Genomic DNA, 21,637 nt, shown 5'->3' with positions numbered 1-21,637 from the left:
TTAAAAAATCGGGACCTTCCGCTGATTTCGGCGTCAGGATTGCCCGTTTGGTCCTTGAAAATTCGCGGCAGTATCCGTTAAAGGCGGGTGATGTTCAACACATCGCCAGAGAGGCTGATCTGTACTGCTTCAGCCCAGAGAGGATCGCGTCGCAGGTCCTCGGCGACCTTGTATTGGCCGGCGATGGAAACCATTTCCGCTGCGAGTTGCTGGCAGAAGATTCGTGCCGTGGTGTCGCCTTTGATGCCCGCGAGGGCGCGACCGCGGAGCGGACCGTACACATGGATGTTTCCATCGGCGAGAAGTTCCGCACCCGGACTCACGGGAGCGAGGACGATCAGGTCGCCACCCTGCGCATACACCTGCTGGCCGCCGCGAATTGGCGTGGTAACGACTCGGGTAGGGCGATAGACCGGTTCAGCGGGTTTAGCCGGGATTTTCGAATTCAGATCGACCTGGCGTTCACGTGCGCCGGAGGGCGGTAGCACAGGCAGGTCGAGCACTGCCGCCGCTTCTAGATGTGTGGGGTCGCTAGCCCGCAGTGCCAGCGTGCGCAGGCGGTGCTTGCGGCAGAGGCTGACCAGCGCAGCGATATCGATCTCGCGGGCGGACTCCGGCAGCTTGTCCAGTGCCAGTACCAGCGGGGTGTTATTGAAGAAGTCCGGCGCTTGCTCGACTTTGGCCGCAAGTTGCTCGTCGAGACGCTCGATGTCGTTACTCGCGAGCTCCAGCACGGTGATGGCGAGCATGCTGCCCTTGAGCTGAAAGGCTGGGGACTGATCGGTGAGGTCGGCTTGGCTCATGGTCTGTCTGCTGCGGTAAATGGCGAGGACTTATAGCGGGGAGCGCCGCCGCCTGCAACCCGGCAAGGGCCCGCGGAACGATCACTGGTGCGTCGAGGTTCGGTCAATGCGGGCATTTGCCGGTAGAATGCGCCGCTTCATAGGCTGTTGAGCTATTCATGGACCGTCCTCAGTTTCGTGCGTACTTCCTGCATCCGCGCTTCTGGCCGCTGTGGCTGGGCCTGGGATTGCTATGGCTGCTGGTTCAGTTGCCTTATCCGCTGCTGCTGAAACTGGGGCGTGGTCTCGGCGCACTGATGTTCCGTTTCGCCGGTTCGCGGCGTTACATCGCCCGGCGCAATCTGGAGCTGTGTTTTCCAGAACTCAGCCAGGAGCAGCGCGAACGACTGCTGCATGAGAATTTCGCTTCCAACGGCATTGCCTTCTTCGAGATGGCGATGAGTTGGTGGTGGCCGCAGGCGCGCCTGCAGCGTCTGGCCCGGATCGAAGGGCTGGAGCATCTGCAACAGGCCCAGGCGGCGGGGCAGGGCGTAATCCTGATGGCGCTGCATTTCACCACCCTGGAAATCGGCGCGGCGCTGCTAGGCCAACGGCACACCATCGACGGCATGTACCGCCAGCATAAGAATCCGGTGTTCGACTTCGTCCAGCGCCGCGGGCGCGAACGGCACAACCTCGACGCGAGTGCAATCGAGCGCGAGGACGTACGCGCCATGCTCAAGGTTCTGCGGGCTGGTCGCGCCATCTGGTATGCGCCGGATCAGGACTATGGGCGCAAGCAGAGCTTGTTCGTACCGCTGTTCGGCATCCAGGCAGCTACGGTGACCGCCACCACTAAGTTCGCTCGACTGGGCAGGGCCAAGGTCGTGCCGTTCACCCAGGAACGCCTGGCTGACGGCTCGGGCTATCGGTTGGTGATCCATCCGCCGCTTGAGGACTTTCCCGGCGAGAGTGAAGAAGCCGATTGCCTGCGGATCAATCAGTGGATCGAGGAGGCGGTCAGTGCTTTGCCGGAGCAATACCTTTGGGCACATCGCCGTTTCAAGACCCGCCCGCTTGGTGAGCCTGGCCTTTATAAGAAACGCAGGAAGCGATAGGCCGGTCAGCAGGCCACGCTGGTGGCGCGCGCCGATCTGCTCCGGTCAGGCCAGTGTCCCATCGCGAAAATCCCGCAGCGCTTGCTCGACCTCCTCGCGGCTATTCATCACAAACGGACCGTACTGCACGATGGGTTCTCTCAGCGGTCGGCCGGCCAGCAGCATCAGTCGTGCGCCGGTCTCGCTGTGTAATTGCAGCTCACCCTGTTCGGACAGGCGCACCAGTTGGCCCTTGCCGACCGGCTGATCGCCGACCTGCAGCGCGCCCTCGTATACATAGAGCAACAACAGGTGGCCGTCCGGGATCTGCGGCGAGAACGTGCTACCGGCGGGCAAGTGCAGATCGAATAGCTGGGGCTCGGTATCGGGCCGCTGCACGACGCCTTGGTGCTCGATGCCTTCCGCCTTGAATGTTCCGGCGATGACCTTGGCCCGTACGCCGTTTTCGAGGCGCACCTGGGGAATCTCTGCAGGTGCGAAGTCGCGGTAACCCGGCTCTCCGAGCTTGGCGTGGGCGGGCAGGTTCAGCCACAGCTGGAAGCCGCGCATGAGGCCTTCCTCCTGCTCCGGCATTTCGCTGTGGATCACACCGCGTGCTGCGGTCATCCACTGCACACCGCCGCTTTCCAGCCGCCCGACGTTGCCCATGTGATCCTCGTGGCGCATCCGCCCTTCGAGAACACCGGGGCAATGATACAATGGCCATCTTGGTTAGCTCGGAATCAGCATCCCATGCCCACTGCATTCTCATACGTCCGTTTTTCTTCAGCCAAGCAAGCGCGGGGGTCGAGCCTTGAACGCCAACAAGCAATGGTGGCTCAGTGGCTGGCATCCCATCCTGATTACACTCTCAGCCTCACGAGCTTTGAAGACCTGGGGCGCAGCGGTTGGAAGGGCGAACACCTTGAGAATGGATTTGGCAAACTCTTGGCCGCTGTTGAAGCGGGAGTTATCCAGCCGGGGGATTGCATTCTTGTCGAGGCTATCGACCGCACCGGGCGACTTGAACCATTAGAGATGCTTCCTCTATTAGGAAGGATCGTTCAGGCAGGGGTGATGATTGTCACGCTCGACGATGGGCTGACATACGATCAGAAGTCAGCGAACAGCAATCACTTGTTTCTACTCGTGGCGAAGGTGCAGCAGGCATATAACTATAGTGAGGCGCTGTCCCGTCGAATCAATGCCGCGTATGACCGTAGGAGGCGAGCAGCTAAGGAAGGTAAGGCTGTAAAGCGTCACACACCAATGTGGATCGACAAGGAAGGAAAGCTAATCGAATCCGTTGCACCGCTTGTAAGGCAGGCATTCGAGGACTATGCGGCAGGGTTGGGCGAGCGGCGTATCTGTCGGCGGTTACGTGAGTCAGGACACGAGCTACTGCAAACCATCAATGGCACCACTGTTAAAAGGTGGCTGACGAACACTACGGCCATTGGCAATTGGGGTGAGATTCCAAACGTCTATGAACCAGTTGTACCGAAGGAGCTGTTCTACCGTGTGCAGGAGCAGCTAAGCCGCAACAAGGATCAGAAGCGTAGCGCACCAACAGCCTACCTCCTGACTGGCCTAGTCAAATGTGGACATTGCGGGCGTAACTTCAACGTCAAGAAGCATCCCAACACCGGGGCCACAATGCAATGCACAAGCCGGGCGCGTCTGACGCTGGACGGGTGCAGCAATTCTAAATCCATCCCTAAGCAGCTTCTCGAACACATCCGTGTGAAAACTTCTCTGCCGTATGTGGAACGTGCGTTGGCAGGCCAGTTGCTCACTGAACACCAGAAACGAAAGATCGAGATAGAAGGCGAGCTTGAAGACCTGTCCAAGAGAATCGGAAACCTTGCTAGCACCATCGCAGCAATCGGGCTGGTGCCAGAGATACAAGAACAGCTCGAACAGCTACAGGCGCAGAGGAAGCAGCTACAAGACGAACGCCTGATCCTTGATCGTTCTGCTGATGATGCCGTGTCCACCAATACAATCATCAACGTGGAGCGTGACTATCTGGCAAACGATCCAATCAAGCTCAACGCACTGCTTCAGCAGGCCGAATACTCAATCACTTGCTTTTCTAATGGGGAAATATGGGTGAGTGGGGATGAGCACCCTTGGAAATACAAGGGGTATGATCGTTCTGCAAAAAGTTATGTGTATGAAGATTTAGGGCAGGAATATCGACTGCTGATGCTACGTCCAGAGCAACAAGAGCTTCTTGATAGGGTGAACAAGCAGCCTCTGCCAGAGCCGACACCGGAGTTCAATGACCTGCTGTCTCTGATTGCTCGGGACCATCGCAGGCGCGGTGATGATGCATAGGGAAAATATCGTGTGATACCTTTGTGCTACCTACACGAAAAGGGCTAACACAATGGTAAAGGGTATTCGCTACGCCGATGAGCAGAAGCAAGCATTGATCGAGGAATATCAAACAAGTGGTATGAGCCTCAGCCGCTTTTGTTCGCAACAAGGAAAGCCAAGCTATGCGGTGATGTCTAAGTGGATCAAGGCCGAAGGTGAACCTGTACGGCAGGTCAGCAGATCGAACAGTGTTGGGGGGGATTCTGGGCTGTTCACTGAGTTTACAAAATCACTAATGCCTGATGACGTACAGACCCGGTACATTGCCTTTCTCGAAAAGCGTGTTCGAGAGCTTGAAGCACAACTAGCACAAAAGGACGAGTAACCCAACCCCCTGTCAGAAAGCCCCCATGCTTTGCACAGGTGTGGGGGGATTCTCCTTAGCAAATATCACATCCCCTGTTTCCTCTCCTATATGCAGAACGTTTGCTGAGATTCCCCGCTCGGGGGAAAGAGCATCGCTCCGATAACACTACCCCGTCTGACGGGGCAGCCCTTGGACGAACAGGTCAAGATCACTGCTATGGGAAATATCCTCTGGGCCAATTCCTAAACCCCGTCGCTAGGGTCGTAGCGCTTAGTCGGGCCAGAGTCTGAGTACAGCACTTGTGACCAATATCCAAAATATCGTCACGCTGTGTACACAAGAACGAAAGAAGCCCCCGAAGGGGCTTTCTTGAATACCGATTCAATCAGGCTGGGGTCTTCTTCACCCGATATACAGTAGCCACACCCACACCACACAGCTTGGCTACCTGCTCCACCGTAAGCGTGGGGTTCTGTAGGTGTTTGCGAATCTCCGCCCACCTCTTCTCGTTCCGAGCCTTACCACCCACCTTCTCACCAGCCGCACGCTTGTTCGCCAGACCTTGCTTGATACGCTCCACGCGCTTTTCTTGATCGAGGCGAGCCATCGTAGCCATCAGGTCAATCAGCATGGCGTTGATAACCTGCATGATCTGACCTGTGATTCCCTTATCATCAACCAGCATATGACTCGTTGGTAGGTCAGCCACTACAAGCTTCAATCCCTTGTCCTGTATCACCGTCTTCAGCTTGGCCCAATCCGTCTGAGAAAGGCGAGAAAGGCGATCTACCGATTCCACCAGAAGCACATCCCCAGCTTTGGCACTATTCAGAAGCGTATTCAGCGCCGGGCGCTCAAGAGTGGTTCCGCTGACATTCTCGGCGTATGTACCAACAACATTAAGGTGGTGATCGCTAGCGAACTGCTGGAGCAATGCCAAAGCTCGCTCGGCATCCTGATCCTTGGTTGAAGCGCGGAGGTAGATGTGAGTGTTCATTATCGTTTGTCCTCTAAGTCGATAGATCAATGATAATCTATCGTTTAGCTATTTAATAGAGGGATGGTGATAGGAGTAGACAGGCGGTTATCGCTCTACCTTTTGAGTAGACTCAAATGATAGGAGTGAGAGGGGGACCCAAGGAGCCGTGATGTTATTGTGGCAGCATGATCGAATGGAGAAGCCCATGCGTCGACTAGTACTAGCTATTGCCTTATGCACCGCTGCACCAATTTATGCAGAGGAGGTAATGACACCAGAGCTAATGCAAAAGCTCGAAGACAAAGGCGCGTGTGATGATCCCCTGTATCGGATGACAGATCGTCGTGCTGGAGCCCTTCTTTTCATGGAGGATGTACTGACGGCTGTAACCAGCACAGGCGATTCCCTTACGAACAGAGTCGTTGGAGATATGACGGTTTTTCAGATCGGGCGGAATCCGAACCTAACGCTGGTGAGGCTCTACGAATACGCACAGCGGAAGGATGTAAAAGCGGAGATTAGAAAGCACTTGGACAGTGTACAGAAGGAAATCAGTCGACTAGGACTGACAGTCAACACGTCCCAAGACATTGCTGTTCAGATAAGCCTGATCTGCAACCTTCACAGGATGCTGCATGGAAAGCCGTACGAGTACCAGAACGATCTGGACACTTACTTCCACTCTCTAAACCGAAAAGTTCTGCGAAAAAATATAGGGGCTTTACAGGACGCCATAGAGGCTGAATAACCCTACTAGGATTCGGTGAGCTGGTGAACCTTCATCCCCTTGCGGTAGGCGGTGACGAATTCGTTAAAGTCTTCGAGGGTGTTCTGGAAGGTGAGTTGGCTTGGGAAGAACATCGCTTCGTTCGCCCACCCAAGACGAAGCCACTGGCCACGGATGCTTTCTCGCCACGCATTGAAGAACTGTCCTTGCTTCTGTGTGCTGAACAGGACGCTGTACATGCCCGGCTCTGCCATCTCTTGCACGTCGATTGAGACAGGCTCCCAAGCTTCCAATAACGGCTCTGGTGTAAGGCCCGAAGCTGGCTTGAGCACCAACCACATACAGGAAAGATCGCTCATCGCGTGGCCCTCTGACGGGCTTCGATGACATTCAGACGATTGCGTATCTCATTGCTCAGCGTGTCTATTCGTTCGTTCTGTTTGGATAGGCGTGCATCAATCTCTTGGCTTTGATGCTGCACCGTGACTACGGATTGGCTTACTTCTCGCTCCAGGGCGAACAGGTGAAACGTGATGGCTGTCAGCAGGACAGCCGTTATCAGGCGAATCATTGGATTCTTCTCCTTCGAATTTAAATTTATTGAGGATTGGAGGACAAAACGGCTTAATTCAAACAACCGTTTGAATAGCGGATATGCGGGATGTAGCAGATAAGGTGGTGCCAGCTTCCATGCCAGCATGCCCCAACTCGTGTGATTGACAATGTGTTATAAGATAACAATCATTCCTTTTCGGGGAATTGAAGTAGCGTCGTTTCTATAACGTTCTTGAACTCGTGCTGAAACAAGCTCTTAAACTCAAAGCTATCAACACCATTGACATTAAATGTTTGATTGATAACAGGGCTATTGTTGACCACCTTGCTTGATGTAGAAGACATGACGCTTTCAACAGAAGGCATAAACCGGGACTTCTCCCATTCTTTTTGCTCGGGGATTAGCGGGCTTAGGAACTGAGGGTATGACGGCTGCTTGATGGCTCGTGCATCAGGTACTGAAAGCATTCCGCGTCCTGTAGAGCTTGACCACGGATTCTCAGAGCGTTGCTCATTGCTCGCCTCACCATTTGTAGCAGGGGCGCTCTCAGACTGCTTAACTCCCCAACTGATGAGACTTGCAGCAAGGCTTGTAGCTGAAGCGGCTACGCTGTAAAAACTGTCGCGTAGAGGCTCCATTGCACCGTGCAGCTCTGTCTGTGCTTCTGTCCACTGCTTAGCCGCCTCTGTCAAAGGCCCGTCTACAGTTCGTTGTAGCTCCTCTGCAAGCTTTAGGTTTTCCAAACGAGCTTCAGCACCCTGAATACTCCCTGACAGTTCACGAACACGATCAGAGGCTTCCTTGGCTGATTTCTCATAACCTTTCAAAACGTCCTGCACAGACACTTCCCGATTGGACAGGGCATCGAGGAAAGCTTCTGTTCCCTTCTTGCCTGTGCGCTCCGCGAAGGCCTGCATAATAAATTTCTTGATTGCTGGGTTTGAATCGGCACAACATGTTCAGCAATGGTCGTTATTCATTGCCCGCTTTATTCAAGCTGCTCATGCTTTCACATAAGATCAGATCATATCTTCACCTTCGGCTAATGCCGGTGAGGTGGCTCCCGTTTCGGATCACTTGACCCTACGTCTTTCGACTGATCGTTGAACGTTCATCTAGCACTTAGATGCTTCGCTGCTGATTGCCCTCGTCTTAACGTTAGGGGTTTCCAGCAATTAAAGAGCTTTATTTTTCTGTGCATTCCGGCACAGCCAGCCTACCAATTAAGCTGCTGATTCAATTCCTCGCCACGCAAATACCCAACACCCAACATTTGCTGCACCTGATCTTCACACAAGGTCGTTAATCTTGTGCCGTTCTCTTATGAACTGCTGCATATCGCTATGCAGAGGAGACTATATCACCACCCATTTAGGGTGCTCACCGTTTCGAGCCACTTGGCTCTACTCCCTTTCGGGATAGTCGTTAGGCATTTACGTCTGAAGACGATTTAGCACGGGATTGTCTACGAGAGAGTTTCCCCGTTTAGGTGAGTTTTCAATGGTCATTGCTGACCAAGGGCGCTACTAATTAACGCGTATGCTTGGCGCTCAATACTTTGTTGATCGCCGCCATTACCACGTGTAGCCGTGGCTACGTTCTTGAATAGATCAAAGCCATCGTTGGCTGTCATACCAGATGATTGCGCTTGTTTCATAAACCTTGAATACGCGGTTATCTGGCTTTCAGCAGAGATGCCAAGATCGTTGGATAAATCAAAGAATCCTTTAGTGAAACTGTCTCTGCGCTCCCGACTACCACCAACCGCCGTTTCAAGTTGTAGACGTTGACCTTCACGGGTCGCTGTCTCTTTTCTAGCATCATTGATCTTACTAACACCATAAGCAGCGCCAGCAGCAACGCCAGCTACTGCACCACCAATGGGGCCAAGGCGAGGGAGGAACCCAGCGGCCCCAGCTCCACCAAAACCCCCACTGAAAGCGTCAAAGCCTCGTGGAACACCGAGATGGCTTGGGTAGTGAATATTTGATCCTCCGTGACTCCCCTGAATAGTACGGATATTGATTCGAGCTGCTGAAGCTGCACGTGTCATAACGCCTTGAAGCTGACGATTGATACGCGCTTGGTCAATGTGGACATTGCCGATTGGCACAGTGAGGAGGCGACCAATCCTATTCATATCGGTTTGAAGGCTTCGTTGCGCACCTAAGCTATCGAGACTTAGCTTTTTAACCTTTAGCTCAGGAAGCGTTAGTGTTTTGGCAAAGCTACTGGCCAGCCCCTTACCGAATGCTTGAAACCGTTTCTCAAGGGCTTTTAGCTGGAAATCAACCTTCCTAATTTCTGATCGAGGGAAGTTGAATCCAACGGAAATTGTGTATTTCGATACAATCATTGTTTCTTATCCTTGTAAAAACAAAGGGAGCTTTCGCTCCCCTGTAGTGTTAGATCAATCCTAGGCGTTCCCGGATAATGCGATCTGTAGTTGATAGCTTAGGTTTCAAACTCTCTAAATGCGCCTCCATCACCAAATCAATTGCCCACTGCAATTCAGCCTCTGAATACATATTTTCCTGTTTAGGAGAGGGCGTCGGAATTGTAGGAGCAGGAGCTTTGGATTCTCGTGCTTTCTGTTCAAGAACGGCCATCAGGCGTTTACCATTCATTATTGAGCCTCCAGGCTTTGGAAGTATTCGATAGCATCGCGCTTTGCTTGATCTCGTGCTTTCTGTTCTTTTTCCTGCTCAGCTTTTAGCTTTTTAGCTTTTTCCTGCTGATACAGTTGCTCTGCAAGCAAGTCGAGGTTGCGTTCCTTCTCAGCGTCCAGCTCTGCGATGTACTTTGCTTTTTCTTTTTCTTTTACTTCTTCCAAAAGATGCTGAATGTCTTCTTTTTCAAGGTAGATGTAGCAAAGGCTTCCATGAATCTGCGGCTTTCGATAAGTGGAGAGTTTCTTTCCGTTCTTAGTGGCTTCGATTACAGCATCGATTGCCAAGGCGAAGGGCAGTTGGATCAGGTCAAGAGCATGCAGGGAAGCTTTGAAGTTCTCGATAGCTCGATTAGTGCGGCGATCAAGCTCTTCTTGGTTGAAAGTAAAGGTGTTGATTTTTACGACTTCTTTCATATTTTGTTCCTCGATTTTAAGTAGTTGTTGCCATTTGGCGTTGTTGTGGGCATAGAAGCCCTATTATCAAAACTCTCGAAAGAGTTCAGAATCTCGTTAATAAATAAGGTTGTTTGATGCGTTTATTGCCACCCTGTGGGTAGGGTGGGTTAACTGCTGATCGTTTAAAGCTACTCTCTATTTACACAGTAAAAGAGCTGTTTAGAACGGGCTAAAAGCCCCTTCCTCTACTGCTTCTGAATTGCATACCTCAAACTTACGACCTTTGAAGGTATAGCGAGCGCCATTCAAATGCACGATGCAATCTTTAGGGTCTTCGATGTAGAAGTCTCGATCCTCAAGCCAATTCCACATAGCATCGTTTATACTTCCATTCCGCTCATAGCAAATCTCGGGCAGCGTGGTTAGATCAATACTTTCAATTCCAGAACGAGCCACGGAAGTAGCTTTTGTCTCTTGCACCGTTACAGGAGCTTGAGTCTCGCTCTGTTCGCTGTAGCTAAAGGCATCATCACAAGAGCCATCGTCCTCAAGCTCTGGCAAGAAATCCTCATATACATCCATTGGAACGGCTTCAGAGGCCCATTCAGCACCAGCCGGCACGAAGTCATCCATCTGAGGGGCTGCTAGCTCCTGGGGGGCTTGTATAGGCTGCTGGGGCTGTTCCTTGGTCGGTACAGGGGCTTTCGCCTTGTCTTTCTGCACCAGCACAAGATCACGGGTAATAACATAGCTATTGCTGAATCGTGCTCCGCCCATTGGCTTCTTTTCAACGTGCAGCACACCAGAAATAACCAGCTTCTTAATAAACCGTTTGACTGTGGACAAGCCAACACCACAGTAAGTAGCAATTTCGTCTTGGTTATCAAACCAAACACCATTTTGTTCTTTGAAGAATTGGAATCGGTCTAACATCCAGCACCAAACAACCTTGTCTTCACAGGACAACGGATAAAAAACTTCCACAACCTCTCCAGTAGGGACAAGCTTACCTTTCTCGTCCTTCGCCATTACTAATTCCAAGCCGTTCCAGCCGGTGGCAGTTAGCAGTTCACGATACACAGCGAAGTAGGAGGAGAGTTCTTTTTCAGTTTTTGCAAAGAGTTGTGTTGCCATTATTGTTCTCCTTAAAGGATGGAATTTGAATTAGTTGTTTAAATACAGCAGAGACTGCTTTGTTGCAGGAGTGGGTGGGGCTCTCATGTCCCCATAGCTCCATAAGCTGCAACAGCTCTTCACTAGCCTGTTCGCCAAGTGTGATTCTGATTTTCATATTGCACCTCTAAACGTTAATAAGATTCCCGTGGGTCTGTCAGACACTCGGGGAATTATTCTTCCTATCGATCTTGCGATCTTTGCACCAACAAAAATGTATAACAGCTGAAAGCTGATGCACCATCAATGCAAATACAGTCAACACAAGACCAAGCTTTGCTTTTATGCTCTTTCTCTTTCTCTTTACTGTGCTGAGCGTGAGTCGAAAGACGAACAAGACTGCACAGAGTCTTGATGATGGGGCTACGTGCGAACAGCCGAAGGCGAGAGCTAAGTAGAACCATCAAACAGAGTAGAAAGAAATTTAAGCTTTTGGCTTTTATTCTTTATTTCTATATCTTTATCTCTATATCATTATTATTAGTGGTTCCCGCAGACCTATGGCCGAGTGTCTGGTAGAACCACGGGCGGGTGTCTGCTGGACCTATGGGATTCTCTATGGCTCGACCTCCTTCTTCTTCAATAGTTGGTTTAGCAGGTGGTTTACGGTTTCCGATACAGAGACACCTTCTTTCAGACTCAGCCGCTGTAGCTTGTTGAGCAGCTCAAGCTCAATCAGCAGCAATTCTTTGGAGTAGGCAAGCGATCCTATATATATTTCAGATCGCGGCATCTGGGGTTGCCTCTAGCATTCGCTCCAATTCCTGATTCAACATATTTAAGGCTTCTGGGCTCTTTAGCTGTTTCAGAATCGCTGCAAACTTCTCTTTAGCTTTCAAACGCTCCTGATAGTGTCTGACGCAACAGAGATTGCTGCATTTTCGGTGATTGCTTCGTACTGGCTCAAACTCTTTGTTGCAAACTAGACACTGTCTCATATGATTGTTTCCTTATATTTTGGCAATAGAAATACGCAAACAGACTAAAGCCTGTAATGGGTATGGATTGTATTAATAACCGATTTAAGGGGTGAAAACCCTTAGTAAAAGATGGTGTCGCGGTCGTTTAATTAGGCCGTTCCTCCTCTTGTCCGTATTCGATAACCTTTTCTAAGAAGCTGTTGTAGGTGGATAGTGCCTCTGAAGCCTTTGCATATACATCAGCCTCCAATTCCTTAAACGCTCTGTGTGCCGGTGCAAATAGCGGATTAGGATGCCTGCCTTCCTGCGCCATATTACTCAATACCTCAAACGCTTCTTTAGAGGTAAGCCAGTCGAGGTTTACTCTTTTGTATCGGTGCCAAGCCACGGTGCACGTATTGCCACATAATTTTGCGTGCTGTCTGTTTGCGGTGAATGGTGCTGAACACCACACACACTGACGAGTGATTGCCATAGTCGAATCTCCTAAGTAATAGATTCATAAAAAAACCAATAAAAAAGGCGTAGCTCTTTCGAGAAACGCCTCAGAAATAAAAGAAACTAACCTGACCAAACACCCAAGAGGGTGTGCACAAATTGATAGCGAGTTAGAAGCCATCGGCTTTTTGGAGCCATCACAGCTACAAGAAGAGGAGAAACAAGCTGTGATGATTGGAGGAAATCTTTAAAGCTCGCATTGCACAAGCTTGGGGTGTTCCGGAAGAACTAAAGCCAAGACCAAAAATCAGTAAATAAATCTTGACTTCCTATTAGCAGTATGACACATAAATGCGGAAATTGCAACTATTAATTTATCATTCTAAGTTGTGTTAGTTGCTACCTTAGTTGCCAGACCCGCTGTATATGCGGGTTTCAGCTTAATCAACAAACTTTGCCTTATATTCATTTCCGACGAACGGTCATGCTGCTGATAGTTGCTGAATAGAAGACGCACGAAAGAGCAGCTATCTCCAAGAGGAGGCTACTCGTAAAATTCAAAGGTGAAGGGAGGATAATACACCACTTTTTCTATATTGCAATAGTAAGGCTTAAATAAATTTATATAGGGAGAACAGGGTGTTAAATCTTCGCTGTCTTCTACCTGCATCGGCATAAGGCTAAAAACGAGAACGACGATTTACACCCTCAAAACTACGGGAAACAATCGGATTACGGGGCACGTCTGTTAGACCTCTCCCCCGCCAAGATACGTTTTAGCTCTCTAACGCTTATCCCTTCCGCTGATGCTTCTGACACCTAGTACATCCTCCTGAGAATCAAACTCTATCCTAAACCTACCCTCGATATGTGATGGTGGGGGCTGTGTGTCATCTGGCTACGCATCAGGCGCAGCAAGGGGTGACACGGAATAGGGGTGTACTCTGATTTTCAGAAGGTGTGCATTAGTAGTGCGGTGGATTTACGTTGTGTATCTGCACCTATGTTCGAGCATATAGGTGATGGTTTCGAAACCTCTATGCGGGTGCGGCGGGAAGCCGGCGATGTACTCTTCCGGATCGTTCGAGCCGAACTCGTCGAGCATCAGAAAAGGGTCGAAACGCTCCGGTGCTACGCCGCCGAAAACACGTGTCAGACTGACGCCAGCGCCATCGGATGTAGGCCGGCCGGTCGTGATGGATAGAATTTCCCGTTGGGACATGATCGAGGCCTCCTGATTGAATGTCTCCAGAATAGGCGCGTCGTTTCGATCAATGGTTGCGTAATACTGCTTTAACCAATCGGCAGGTTAGATTATTCCTCGACCAGTAGTTCCCGTGCGCGACTGTAGACATAACGGACTTTTTCGTACTCGAAAGGTGAATTGAGCTGGCCATAGCGGAAGCTGGTGACATGTCGTGCATTGATTGCGCGCAGCGCAGTCAGGCTCAGCTCGCCACCGGTGGTCTCGGAGTACTGTAGAAAGTCGATTTGCCGCTCGATGGCAAAGTCTGCAACGCGACCTGTGGTATCACGTAGGTTCGATGGCCCGAGCGCCGGCAAAATCAGGTACGGTCCCTGAGGGACGCCCCAGTAGCCGAGGGTCTGGCCGAAATCTTCGCTCTGTCGTGGTAGCCCCATGTGGGTTGCGGGGTCCCAGAGGCCGCCGACGCCGATGATGCTGTTGAACAGAAAGCGCGCAGTGGCGTTCGCGGCTCGCTGGCCTTTCAGCTGGGCCAGGCTGTTGAACAGGGTGGGCACTTCTCCCAGGTTGCTGAAGAAGTTGCTTACGCCGGTACGCACTGGTTGAGGCGTGACATAGCGGTAGCCGCGCACAACCGGCAGCATCACCCACTGATCGAGCCGATAGTTGAAGTGATAGATGCGTCGGTTGACCGACTCGAACGGGTCGTACACGTCCAGTGCCTGAAAGGTCGCGCGCTCGAACTCGCGTTGGTCCAGTCCTGGATTGAATTCCAAGTTGCGCAGCGGATGGGTGAAGCCATCCTCATCTACCTTGGGCGTGTCGGCGAAGGCCAGACCACTGGCCAGAAGCAGCGGCAGCAGCATTCCTTTAGCCACGGAAGAACTCCAGCATGTGTTGAGTGTTTACGCGGTAGTTGAGATTGCCGCAGTGGCCGCCACGTGGGTAGAGGGTCAGGCGATCGCCAAAGGTGCGGCGTAGGAAACCGATGTCTCCTGGGCCTAGTATCAGATCGTCGGCATTATGCATCACGGCGATTTTCGGGCTCTCGCGCAAGTAATCCTCAAGTGCATACAGGCTGACCTGCTGGATCAGTTGGGTCAGGCTGCCACCATCGTACTGCGCGCGCCACATCGGGATGAGCTGCTCGGTGATGTAGCAGTCAAAGCTGCAGAGCAGGGCGCGTTTGAAAAACGGTTCCAGACGAGTACTTTCGTTGATCGGATATTCGGGCGGGGTGATCAGTCCGCGACGGTTTATCAGGTCGGAGGTAAAGGTGATGTCGGCGGCGGAAAAGCGAAACACCGATCCGATCAGCATGGCCAACTGCTCATCACTGAGCTTCAAGTGCGATTGCTGAAAGTCGTAGAGCATCGCTTCGTCTAGGTCGATGTAGCCTTTCTGCTGGTAGTAGCGGGTGAGTTTCTCAAGCACCACTTCATAAAAGGTGGTGTTGTCGTCGATGCCTTCGACGCGTGTCTGCACCAACTTGTCCAGGTTGCTGACCGAGGTGTAGAGGTTGACCGGCGGATTCAGCAGCAGCACGCGTTTGAAGTTGAAGCTGCGGCGGGTTTCGTCCAGCTGGCTGACGAATGCCGCATTCAGGGCCCCGAGGCTGTAACCGGCAAGGTGGTATTCGGTCACGGGCAGCTTGTGGTGCTGCGCGCGAACCGCCTGCATGACCCGGTACAGGTCCTTAGCGTCGTCGCTGCTGATACCCGGCGTTGCATAGCGCGAGGCGGCAGACATGAAGTCATAACTGGTCGGTGACGATAGCTGCACCACATGGTAGCCGGCGCCGTAGAACAGGCGCTTGAGTTCTTCCGTCTTACCCGCGGAGTAGCGCGCCCCGGTGCCGGAGATGAGGAAAATCAGCGGTGCAGGACCGCTCTGGCGTGCGAGACGATAACGCAGTCGCTTAACTGGCCAAAAGTTGTCTGGCAAGGTGAATTCGCGCTCTGGCCGCAGGCGCAGGCTGTAGTCCGCCTGGTTGATGTCATCGTCGCTGGGGACTTCGGCGCGGAGCTCAGCCGGTGTTCCGGCAATCGTGGCGGCGAAAGGATTGGCCAAAGGATAGCCATACTCTTCGACGCTAAAGTCCGCCGCATGCACTGGTGCTATGACCAGGGCGAACAGGGCAGTCAGGCGCAACAACAGCTGCATGGTACTTCTCCATTAACAAGCCACTCGCGGCTTGTAGCGAAGTGGCTGCGGGCATTTCGCGCCACCTGTCCTAATCAGATCTGCATTGGCTGCACACTGCAAGCCAACATCACTATGGCAGCGTCGTTGCGAATTCGATCCGTGGCCAAAGTAGAAATCAGGACGGCTCGACAGATGCTGCCTAATTCGCGCATTCAGGCATATGCCCGTAGACCGTGTCATGCCTGGTGGTGCAGCCAGGCGTGTTTGGGAACACTGCGTGCGCGGTTAGGGTTGCGCTCGAAGCGCTGCCAGATCTTCTCGTGGAAGTAGAACGCCACGGAATTGCACAGTGGTTCGACCGCTGCGACCAGGCCACCGATAGCGATACTACCGGTCAGCGCGTAAGTAACCGAGAAGGCAATGCAAAAGTGCATCACGGTAAACGTCACGGTCTTGAGCATGGCATGCCTCCTTCTTGAAATCGAGAATCGTTCTCAAGTTGGTTGCAGTGTGTTCGAGGCTCAGCAATGTCTGAAATCAACATTTTGCATGTGCGACATAGCGCCACACTATTTGTGTTTGGAATTGTTGCGAAGCCGCATTCTTCGCGGTTAGAGGCTCTACGGCGGGAGTTGCAGGAAGCTGCCTTCAGACCAAAGTCGGGTGGTGCTGGCTTTGCCCGGACCTACAGTAGCCGCCCTGCTCCCGCCTGGGGGGCAGCGACCGTGAAGAGATAATTCCAATGAACAATGAAGACGTTTACCGGCAGATCTATGCCAACCCGCGTTTCCAGGAGCTGGTTGCCAAGCGCGGCCGTTTCGCCTGGCTGCTGTCGGCCGTGATGCTTGGTGCTTATCTGGCGTTCATCCTGCTGATCGCCTTCGAGCCAAAGATCCTCGGCATTCCGCTTTCGGCCAATACCGTCACCACTTGGGGAATCCCGGTGGGCGTTGGCGTGATCTTCATGGCCTTCATCCTGACGGGGGTCTACGTGCAGCGCGCCAACGGCGAGTTCGATCGCATCAACCAGGAAATCCTCAACGAGGCACAGAAATGATGATCGCGCGTTTCCTGATGGCTGCCCTGCTGTTGGCAGTCTCGCCCGCGCTGCTCGCCGATGCCATTACCGGCGAAGTTCAGAAGCAGGCCACCAATTACACCGCCATCATCATGTTCGTGGTGTTCATCGTGTTCACCATGGGCATCACCAAGTGGGCGGCCAAGCGCAACACCTCGACCGCTGACTACTACACTGCTGGCGGCAGCATCACCGGCTTCCAGAATGGTCTGGCGATTGCCGGCGACTTCATGTCGGCGGCGTCCTTCCTGGGCATTTCCGCGCTGGTCTACACCAGCGGCTATGACGGCCTGATCTACTCCATCGGCTTTCTCGTCGGTTGGCCGATCATCCTGTTCCTGATGGCTGAACGCCTGCGCAACCTGGGCAAGTTCACCTTCTCCGACGTGGCGTCCTATCGCCTCGGCCAGACGCAGATCCGTCTGCTCTCGGCATTCGGCTCGCTGATCGTGGTGGCCTTCTACCTGATCGCGCAGATGGTCGGTGCCGGCAAGCTGATCCAGCTGCTATTCGGCCTCGACTACTACGTAGCCGTGGTACTGGTCGGTGTGCTGATGGTCATGTACGTGCTGTTCGGCGGCATGCTGGCGACCACCTGGGTGCAGATCATCAAGGCGGTCCTGCTGCTGTCCGGCGCCAGTTTCATGGCCGTCATGGTGATGAAGAGTGTCGGTTTCGACTTCGGCAGCCTGTTCGCCGAGGCGGTGAAGATCCACGAGAAAGGCGCGCAGATCATGAGCCCGGGCGGCCTGGTTTCCGACCCGATCTCGGCAATCTCCCTCGGCCTCGCGCTGATGTTCGGCACCGCCGGCCTGCCGCACATCCTGATGCGCTTCTTCACCGTCTCCGACGCCAAGGAAGCGCGCAAGAGCGTGTTCTACGCCACCGGCTTTATAGGCTACTTCTACATCCTGACCTTCATCATCGGCTTCGGCGCGATCCTGCTGGTCAGCACCAACCCGGACTTCAAGGACGTCACTGGCGCCATCGTCGGCGGCACCAACATGGTCGCCATCCACCTGGCCAGCGCGGTGGGCGGCAACCTGTTCCTCGGCTTCATCTCCGCGGTCGCCTTCGCCACTATTCTCGCGGTGGTTGCCGGTCTGACCCTGGCCGGTGCCTCGGCGGTTTCCCATGACCTCTATGCCTGCGTGATCAAGCAGGGCAAGGCGCGGGAAGAGGACGAGATGCGCGTAACCAAGCTGACCACCCTGAGTCTGGGCGTGGTGGCGATTCTGCTCGGCATCATCTTCGAGAAGCAGAACATCGCCTTCATGGTAGGTCTGGCGTTTTCCATCGCCGCCAGCTGCAATTTCCCGGTGCTGTTCCTTTCCATGTACTGGAAAGGTCTGAGCACCCGTGGTGCGCTGTTCGGTGGCTCGCTGGGGCTGTTTACCGCGCTGCTGCTGACCATCATCAGCCCGACCGTATGGGTCGACGTATTCGGCTATACCGAGGCGATCTTCCCCTACAAGTACCCGGCGCTGTTCTCGATGTTCGCCGCGTTCGCCGGTATTTGGTTCTTCTCGGTCACCGACAAGTCCAAGCGTGCTGGAGAGGAGCGCGAGCGCTTCTTCGCCCAGTTCGTTCGTTCGCAGACCGGCCTTGGGGCTACTGGCGCTGTCGCGCACTGACGTCCAGCCTGCAATACAAGAGGGCAGCCTGCGGGCTGCCCTTTTTAATGCCTGCAAGGAGGGCTGTCATCTGGCTGCAACAGCCCCATCCTGCACCCATATTGCCTGCCCGGAACCGCGCGGTCAGCCCCATGAGCCGCGGGTTTGCCAATGGCATTCATCAGTCTGATGGATGCCGGTCCGTGCCCTGGCATTCGCTAGACTCGCTGCCACTACCCGAACAACAAAAGGCAGCACGACGATGCACAACCGCATGATGATTACCGGTGCCGGCTCCGGGCTCGGTCGCGAGATTGCCCTGCGCTGGGCGCATGAGGGCTGGCAGCTGGCGCTTTCCGATGTCAACGAAGGCGGCCTGGTGGAAACCCTGAAGATGGTCCGCGAAGCGGGCGGTGACGGCTTCACCATGCGCTGCGACGTGCGTGACTACAGCCAGTTGATCGGCTTCGCCCAGGCCTGCGAGGAGAAGCTCGGCGGTATCGACATCGTGGTCAACAACGCCGGCGTGGCTTCCGGCGGCTTCTTCGACGAGCTGTCGCTGGAGGACTGGGACTGGCAGATCGCGATCAACCTGATGGGCGTGGTCAAGGGCTGCAAGGCATTCCTGCCGCTGGTGCAGAAGAGCAAGGGCAAGATCATCAACATCGCCTCGATGGCGGCTCTGATGCAGGCGCCGGGTATGAGCAACTACAACGTGGCGAAGGCTGGTGTGGTGGCGCTGTCGGAAAGCCTGCTGGTCGAGCTGCGCCAGGCCGAGGTTAGCGTGCACGTGGTCTGCCCGTCGTTCTTCCAGACCAACCTGCTGGATTCCTTCCGCGGTCCGACGCCGAACGTGAAGGCGCAGATCGGCAAGCTGCTGGAGTCCTCGCCGATTACTGCGGCGGACATCGCCGACTACATCCACCAGCAGGTCGCCAAGGGCGAATTCATGATCCTGCCGCACGATGAGGGCCGCATGGCCCGGAAGGTCAAGCAACAGAACCCGCAGGCGATCTACGACGAGATGGCGCTGCTGGCGGAAAAGAAGCGTGCCAAGAGCCGGGCACTCTGACAACGGCCGGCCGCTTCGGCGGCCGCTGAGGTTGCCTCCGGGAAGGGTGGGGAGTAGGGTTGGCGGTCCGGCTTTTTTCGCCGTAACCCTATGGATCGCTTGTGAATTTCCCCTCTCGCGGGCTGCTGATGCTGGCGCTGGTCCTGGCTGCCATCAACCTCCGCCCCGGCATTACCTCCTTCGCTCCGCTGATCGAACGCATCGCCGAAGAGCTTTCGCTTTCTCGCGGTCTGATCAGTCTCACCACGGCCTTGCCAGTTCTGCTGATGGGTCTGCTGGCGCCCTTGGCGCCGCGGCTGGCCGTGCGTTTCGGGCTGGAGCGCAGCATCGCGCTGTGCCTCGGGCTGATCGGTGTGGCATTGCTGTTGCGGCTGTTCGGCCACAATGCCGTTCTGCTGATCGGCACCGCCGGGCTGGTTGGCGCCGGGATTGCCGTTGCCGGGCCGCTGCTGTCCGGTTTCATCAAACGCTACTTCCTCGAACGTATGGGCCAGACGGCTGCCTGGTATTCACTGAGCATGGCGGTTGGTGGCACGCTCGGTGTGGTAGTGACCGCGCCGGCCGCCGAAATAATGGGCCAGGACTGGGCGCGGGGCTTGGCGCTATGGGCACTGCCGGCACTGGCCGCACTGCTGATCTGGTCGCGCTTGCCCAACCAGCCGGAGGCCGTCAGCGAGAGCCGCGCCGGCTTGCCCTGGAAAGAACCGCGGGCGTGGCTGCTGAGTATCTATTTCGCCCTGCAGGCCGGGTTGTTCTATGCGCTGGCGACCTGGCTGGTGGCGCGCTATCACGAGGTTGGCTACAGCCTGCTGCAAAGCAATGCGTTCTTCAGCGGCTTCATGCTCATCGGCCTGCCGAGCGCATTCGCCATGCCCTGGCTGGCACAGCGGCTGGGCAACCGGCACCGGATCATGGCCGCCTGTGGTGTGTTGGCGACGCTATGTCTGGCGCTGATCGCCTTGGTGCCGAACTGGCAGCCGCTGATTATCTGCATGCTGCTCGGCGTTGCGCTCAATGGCACCTTTTCCCTGGCGCTGATTTCGCCGATGTACGAAGCCAACACCCCGCTGGCCGTCAGCCGGCTCACTGCAATGATGCTATGCACCGGCTACAGCCTGGCCTGCCTGACGCCGGTGTTGGCTGGCCTCGGGCGTGATATGGCGGGTGACTACCGCATGCCGTTCCTGGTATTGACGGGTATGGCGGCGTGCATGTCGCTGCTCGCGATGCGCTTGCGACCACGGCATACAGGTACCTGAAACCGCTCAGGCTGTGGCCTGTTTCACCACTTCCCAAGCCGCGGGTGACCGGCCCGCCGGGCTATGTTAGAAAGCTCGCCGTCGTGTCTAATCCCCGCGTTTCCGGAGTTTCGAGTGGAGTCTGAATCCATCGTTTATGGCTGCATCCGTGATTGGCCTTCCGCCGACCCCGAGCAGTGCCGTCAGCGCCGGGCGAACAATCTAGCCGCCGTGCAGGCGCTGCCGCAGGGCGAAGCCTGGCCCTTCATCGGACGCGAGATGTTTTCCTTCTGCCGTAACGAAGAGTTGGGTCTTTATCAGACTCAGGTGATCCACTTCGGCGCCAGCTATCGTGCGGTTGAGTACGAGTGGACGCTCTGGGTGCAGCGTTTCGAAGAGTTGCTCAAGGAGCTGTACTGGACCAGCGCTGTGGTGCACCTGGAAACCGAGCTCAACGGTACGCACACCTTTCGCTGGCAGACCGAGGTGGGTAGCCATAGCCCGCAGCAGAGTGACCTGCGCATGCGCTGCGCTTGGGAGCGGGAAAGCGGCCTGTTCGGCTGACGTCACCGCGCAAGGGCTTTCTAGCGGCAGTCGCTCAGTCCAACCATTCGCGCGGTACGTCGCGCCTGAGGGCCAGCTGGCATTGTTGGCTATCGGCATCGAACACGATCACCGCTTCACCCTTGTCCAGCGCGCGGCGCACTCTCGTCACCCGGATTTCCAGCGGTGTTTCGTCGCCATTGTCGGTGCCCTCGCGGGTGACGAAGTCCTCGATGAGGCGGGTCAGGGTGTCCGGTTCGAGCTGATCGTGGGGTATGAGCATGGGACTTCTTTTCGGTAACGCAGGGATGACGGC

General features: G+C 54.6%; 24 protein-coding genes and 2 pseudogenes. 9 read left to right on the top strand and 17 right to left on the bottom strand.

What is annotated here, in order from left to right:
* Positions 1-77: 77 nt before the first annotated feature.
* Positions 78-803, bottom strand: a complete 726-nt coding sequence (gene minC, locus AAEZ08_RS10130) for a septum site-determining protein MinC (protein WP_003285613.1) — start codon at positions 801-803, stop codon at positions 78-80.
* Between the two features lie 158 nt (positions 804-961).
* Between minC and AAEZ08_RS10125 the strand changes: the two genes are divergently transcribed.
* Entirely contained in the window at positions 962-1,900 is a 939-nt protein-coding gene (locus AAEZ08_RS10125; RefSeq protein WP_003285614.1) for a lipid A biosynthesis lauroyl acyltransferase, read from the top strand.
* A gap of 45 nt (positions 1,901-1,945) precedes the next feature.
* On the opposite strand, the pseudogene AAEZ08_RS10120 reads toward AAEZ08_RS10125, so the two are convergent.
* A pseudogene (locus AAEZ08_RS10120) lies at positions 1,946-2,581 on the bottom strand (pirin family protein); the annotation flags it as partial.
* Positions 2,582-2,632: 51 nt separating this feature from the next.
* Here AAEZ08_RS10120 and AAEZ08_RS10115 point away from each other — a divergent pair.
* Together AAEZ08_RS10115 and AAEZ08_RS10110 are read left to right on the top strand one after the other, a co-directional pair.
* Positions 2,633-4,219, top strand: a complete 1,587-nt coding sequence (locus AAEZ08_RS10115) for a recombinase family protein (RefSeq protein WP_500124209.1) — start codon at positions 2,633-2,635, stop codon at positions 4,217-4,219.
* A 52-nt stretch (positions 4,220-4,271) separates the two neighbouring features.
* Positions 4,272-4,586 carry a hypothetical protein gene (locus AAEZ08_RS10110; protein ID WP_045631984.1) on the top strand — a complete coding sequence of 105 codons (315 nt, stop codon included), beginning with the start codon at positions 4,272-4,274 and terminating at the stop codon, positions 4,584-4,586.
* Positions 4,587-4,953: 367 nt separating this feature from the next.
* Here AAEZ08_RS10110 and AAEZ08_RS10105 read toward each other — a convergent pair whose 3' ends face one another.
* Positions 4,954-5,565 carry a recombinase family protein gene (locus tag AAEZ08_RS10105; protein ID WP_500124208.1) on the bottom strand — a complete coding sequence of 204 codons (612 nt, stop codon included), beginning with the start codon at positions 5,563-5,565 and terminating at the stop codon, positions 4,954-4,956.
* Between the two features lie 187 nt (positions 5,566-5,752).
* Between AAEZ08_RS10105 and AAEZ08_RS10100 the strand changes: the two genes are divergently transcribed.
* Complete coding sequence (locus AAEZ08_RS10100; RefSeq protein ID WP_500124207.1) at positions 5,753-6,295, top strand: hypothetical protein; 543 nt, start codon at positions 5,753-5,755, stop codon at positions 6,293-6,295.
* 5 nt (positions 6,296-6,300) lie between these two features.
* On the opposite strand, the gene AAEZ08_RS10095 is transcribed toward AAEZ08_RS10100, so the two are convergent.
* The 13 genes and pseudogenes from AAEZ08_RS10095 to AAEZ08_RS10035 all read right to left on the bottom strand — a co-directional run bounded on the left by AAEZ08_RS10095 (position 6,301) and on the right by AAEZ08_RS10035 (position 16,238).
* Positions 6,301-6,633, bottom strand: a complete 333-nt coding sequence (locus AAEZ08_RS10095; RefSeq protein WP_500124206.1) for a hypothetical protein — start codon at positions 6,631-6,633, stop codon at positions 6,301-6,303.
* Positions 6,630-6,974, bottom strand: coding sequence for a hypothetical protein (locus tag AAEZ08_RS10090; protein ID WP_500124205.1), 345 nt, complete (start codon positions 6,972-6,974; stop codon positions 6,630-6,632). The genes AAEZ08_RS10095 and AAEZ08_RS10090 overlap by 4 nt, the downstream gene beginning before the upstream one ends.
* A 41-nt stretch (positions 6,975-7,015) precedes the next feature.
* A complete protein-coding gene (locus AAEZ08_RS10085; protein WP_500124204.1) occupies positions 7,016-7,747 on the bottom strand; it encodes a hypothetical protein in 732 nt (243 codons plus the stop codon).
* A gap of 587 nt (positions 7,748-8,334) precedes the next feature.
* Entirely contained in the window at positions 8,335-9,186 is an 852-nt protein-coding gene (locus tag AAEZ08_RS10080; RefSeq protein WP_500124203.1) for a hypothetical protein, read from the bottom strand.
* A gap of 49 nt (positions 9,187-9,235) precedes the next feature.
* Positions 9,236-9,457 carry a hypothetical protein gene (locus tag AAEZ08_RS10075; RefSeq protein WP_500124202.1) on the bottom strand — a complete coding sequence of 74 codons (222 nt, stop codon included), beginning with the start codon at positions 9,455-9,457 and terminating at the stop codon, positions 9,236-9,238.
* Complete coding sequence (locus AAEZ08_RS10070) at positions 9,457-9,915, bottom strand: hypothetical protein (RefSeq protein ID WP_500124201.1); 459 nt, start codon at positions 9,913-9,915, stop codon at positions 9,457-9,459. The genes AAEZ08_RS10075 and AAEZ08_RS10070 overlap by 1 nt, the downstream gene beginning before the upstream one ends.
* A gap of 201 nt (positions 9,916-10,116) precedes the next feature.
* Positions 10,117-11,031 carry a helix-turn-helix domain-containing protein gene (locus AAEZ08_RS10065; protein WP_063540935.1) on the bottom strand — a complete coding sequence of 305 codons (915 nt, stop codon included), beginning with the start codon at positions 11,029-11,031 and terminating at the stop codon, positions 10,117-10,119.
* Positions 11,003-11,188, bottom strand: a complete 186-nt coding sequence (locus AAEZ08_RS10060; RefSeq protein ID WP_155736264.1) for a hypothetical protein — start codon at positions 11,186-11,188, stop codon at positions 11,003-11,005. The genes AAEZ08_RS10065 and AAEZ08_RS10060 overlap by 29 nt, the downstream gene beginning before the upstream one ends.
* Before the next feature lie 947 nt (positions 11,189-12,135).
* Positions 12,136-12,465 carry a hypothetical protein gene (locus tag AAEZ08_RS10055; RefSeq protein ID WP_500124199.1) on the bottom strand — a complete coding sequence of 110 codons (330 nt, stop codon included), beginning with the start codon at positions 12,463-12,465 and terminating at the stop codon, positions 12,136-12,138.
* A 954-nt stretch (positions 12,466-13,419) separates the two neighbouring features.
* A pseudogene (locus AAEZ08_RS10050) lies at positions 13,420-13,650 on the bottom strand (pirin family protein); the annotation flags it as partial.
* A gap of 92 nt (positions 13,651-13,742) precedes the next feature.
* Positions 13,743-14,498, bottom strand: coding sequence for an MlaA family lipoprotein (locus AAEZ08_RS10045; protein WP_003285617.1), 756 nt, complete (start codon positions 14,496-14,498; stop codon positions 13,743-13,745).
* A 4-nt stretch (positions 14,499-14,502) separates the two neighbouring features.
* The gene (locus AAEZ08_RS10040) at positions 14,503-15,795 is read right to left on the bottom strand and encodes an alpha/beta fold hydrolase (RefSeq protein ID WP_003285618.1); all 1,293 of its coding nucleotides are present in this window, start codon (positions 15,793-15,795) and stop codon (positions 14,503-14,505) included.
* 218 nt (positions 15,796-16,013) lie between these two features.
* Positions 16,014-16,238, bottom strand: a complete 225-nt coding sequence (locus AAEZ08_RS10035; RefSeq protein ID WP_003285619.1) for a DUF2061 domain-containing protein — start codon at positions 16,236-16,238, stop codon at positions 16,014-16,016.
* 281 nt (positions 16,239-16,519) lie between these two features.
* On the opposite strand from AAEZ08_RS10035, the gene AAEZ08_RS10030 reads away from it, so the two are divergent.
* The 5 genes from AAEZ08_RS10030 to AAEZ08_RS10010 all read left to right on the top strand — a co-directional run bounded on the left by AAEZ08_RS10030 (position 16,520) and on the right by AAEZ08_RS10010 (position 21,342).
* Entirely contained in the window at positions 16,520-16,834 is a 315-nt protein-coding gene (locus AAEZ08_RS10030; RefSeq protein WP_003285621.1) for a DUF485 domain-containing protein, read from the top strand.
* Positions 16,834-18,489 (top strand): cation acetate symporter, encoded by a 1,656-nt coding sequence (locus AAEZ08_RS10025; protein ID WP_500124221.1) that lies wholly within the window; start codon positions 16,834-16,836, stop codon positions 18,487-18,489. Before AAEZ08_RS10030 ends, AAEZ08_RS10025 begins: the two co-directional genes overlap by 1 nt.
* 241 nt (positions 18,490-18,730) lie before the next feature.
* Positions 18,731-19,540 carry an SDR family oxidoreductase gene (locus tag AAEZ08_RS10020; protein WP_500124198.1) on the top strand — a complete coding sequence of 270 codons (810 nt, stop codon included), beginning with the start codon at positions 18,731-18,733 and terminating at the stop codon, positions 19,538-19,540.
* Positions 19,541-19,668: 128 nt separating this feature from the next.
* On the top strand, positions 19,669-20,799 hold the full coding sequence (locus AAEZ08_RS10015) for an MFS transporter (RefSeq protein WP_181066800.1): 1,131 nt from the start codon (positions 19,669-19,671) through the stop codon (positions 20,797-20,799).
* A 114-nt stretch (positions 20,800-20,913) separates the two neighbouring features.
* Positions 20,914-21,342, top strand: a complete 429-nt coding sequence (locus AAEZ08_RS10010) for a hypothetical protein (protein WP_003285626.1) — start codon at positions 20,914-20,916, stop codon at positions 21,340-21,342.
* A 34-nt stretch (positions 21,343-21,376) separates the two neighbouring features.
* Here the strand turns inward: AAEZ08_RS10010 and AAEZ08_RS10005 are convergent, their stop codons facing one another.
* Positions 21,377-21,604, bottom strand: coding sequence for a YheU family protein (locus tag AAEZ08_RS10005; RefSeq protein ID WP_003285627.1), 228 nt, complete (start codon positions 21,602-21,604; stop codon positions 21,377-21,379).
* Positions 21,605-21,637: the final 33 nt, after the last annotated feature.

Origin of the sequence: Pseudomonas sp. E45-MNA-CIBAN-0222 (genome assembly GCF_040310405.1) — a bacterium.
Taxonomy (GTDB): Bacteria; Pseudomonadota; Gammaproteobacteria; order Pseudomonadales; family Pseudomonadaceae; genus Stutzerimonas; species Stutzerimonas stutzeri_AC.
This window is presented reverse-complemented; position numbering and strand designations above follow the sequence as displayed.

Excerpts from the sequence above, each read along its gene's own strand:
- minC (WP_003285613.1), bottom strand. The coding sequence starts at position 803 with ATGAGCCAAGCCGACCTCACCGATCAGTCCCCAGCCTTTCAGCTCAAG.
- AAEZ08_RS10125 (WP_003285614.1), top strand. The coding sequence starts at position 962 with ATGGACCGTCCTCAGTTTCGTGCGTACTTCCTGCATCCGCGCTTCTGG.
- AAEZ08_RS10115 (WP_500124209.1), top strand. The coding sequence starts at position 2,633 with ATGCCCACTGCATTCTCATACGTCCGTTTTTCTTCAGCCAAGCAAGCG.
- AAEZ08_RS10110 (WP_045631984.1), top strand. The coding sequence starts at position 4,272 with ATGGTAAAGGGTATTCGCTACGCCGATGAGCAGAAGCAAGCATTGATC.
- AAEZ08_RS10105 (WP_500124208.1), bottom strand. The coding sequence starts at position 5,565 with ATGAACACTCACATCTACCTCCGCGCTTCAACCAAGGATCAGGATGCC.
- AAEZ08_RS10100 (WP_500124207.1), top strand. The coding sequence starts at position 5,753 with ATGCGTCGACTAGTACTAGCTATTGCCTTATGCACCGCTGCACCAATT.
- AAEZ08_RS10095 (WP_500124206.1), bottom strand. The coding sequence starts at position 6,633 with ATGAGCGATCTTTCCTGTATGTGGTTGGTGCTCAAGCCAGCTTCGGGC.
- AAEZ08_RS10090 (WP_500124205.1), bottom strand. The coding sequence starts at position 6,974 with ATGCTGGCATGGAAGCTGGCACCACCTTATCTGCTACATCCCGCATAT.
- AAEZ08_RS10085 (WP_500124204.1), bottom strand. The coding sequence starts at position 7,747 with ATGCAGGCCTTCGCGGAGCGCACAGGCAAGAAGGGAACAGAAGCTTTC.
- AAEZ08_RS10080 (WP_500124203.1), bottom strand. The coding sequence starts at position 9,186 with ATGATTGTATCGAAATACACAATTTCCGTTGGATTCAACTTCCCTCGA.
- AAEZ08_RS10075 (WP_500124202.1), bottom strand. The coding sequence starts at position 9,457 with ATGAATGGTAAACGCCTGATGGCCGTTCTTGAACAGAAAGCACGAGAA.
- AAEZ08_RS10070 (WP_500124201.1), bottom strand. The coding sequence starts at position 9,915 with ATGAAAGAAGTCGTAAAAATCAACACCTTTACTTTCAACCAAGAAGAG.
- AAEZ08_RS10065 (WP_063540935.1), bottom strand. The coding sequence starts at position 11,031 with ATGGCAACACAACTCTTTGCAAAAACTGAAAAAGAACTCTCCTCCTAC.
- AAEZ08_RS10060 (WP_155736264.1), bottom strand. The coding sequence starts at position 11,188 with ATGAAAATCAGAATCACACTTGGCGAACAGGCTAGTGAAGAGCTGTTG.
- AAEZ08_RS10055 (WP_500124199.1), bottom strand. The coding sequence starts at position 12,465 with ATGGCAATCACTCGTCAGTGTGTGTGGTGTTCAGCACCATTCACCGCA.
- AAEZ08_RS10045 (WP_003285617.1), bottom strand. The coding sequence starts at position 14,498 with ATGCTGCTGCCGCTGCTTCTGGCCAGTGGTCTGGCCTTCGCCGACACG.
- AAEZ08_RS10040 (WP_003285618.1), bottom strand. The coding sequence starts at position 15,795 with ATGCAGCTGTTGTTGCGCCTGACTGCCCTGTTCGCCCTGGTCATAGCA.
- AAEZ08_RS10035 (WP_003285619.1), bottom strand. The coding sequence starts at position 16,238 with ATGCTCAAGACCGTGACGTTTACCGTGATGCACTTTTGCATTGCCTTC.
- AAEZ08_RS10030 (WP_003285621.1), top strand. The coding sequence starts at position 16,520 with ATGAACAATGAAGACGTTTACCGGCAGATCTATGCCAACCCGCGTTTC.
- AAEZ08_RS10025 (WP_500124221.1), top strand. The coding sequence starts at position 16,834 with ATGATCGCGCGTTTCCTGATGGCTGCCCTGCTGTTGGCAGTCTCGCCC.
- AAEZ08_RS10020 (WP_500124198.1), top strand. The coding sequence starts at position 18,731 with ATGCACAACCGCATGATGATTACCGGTGCCGGCTCCGGGCTCGGTCGC.
- AAEZ08_RS10015 (WP_181066800.1), top strand. The coding sequence starts at position 19,669 with ATGCTGGCGCTGGTCCTGGCTGCCATCAACCTCCGCCCCGGCATTACC.
- AAEZ08_RS10005 (WP_003285627.1), bottom strand. The coding sequence starts at position 21,604 with ATGCTCATACCCCACGATCAGCTCGAACCGGACACCCTGACCCGCCTC.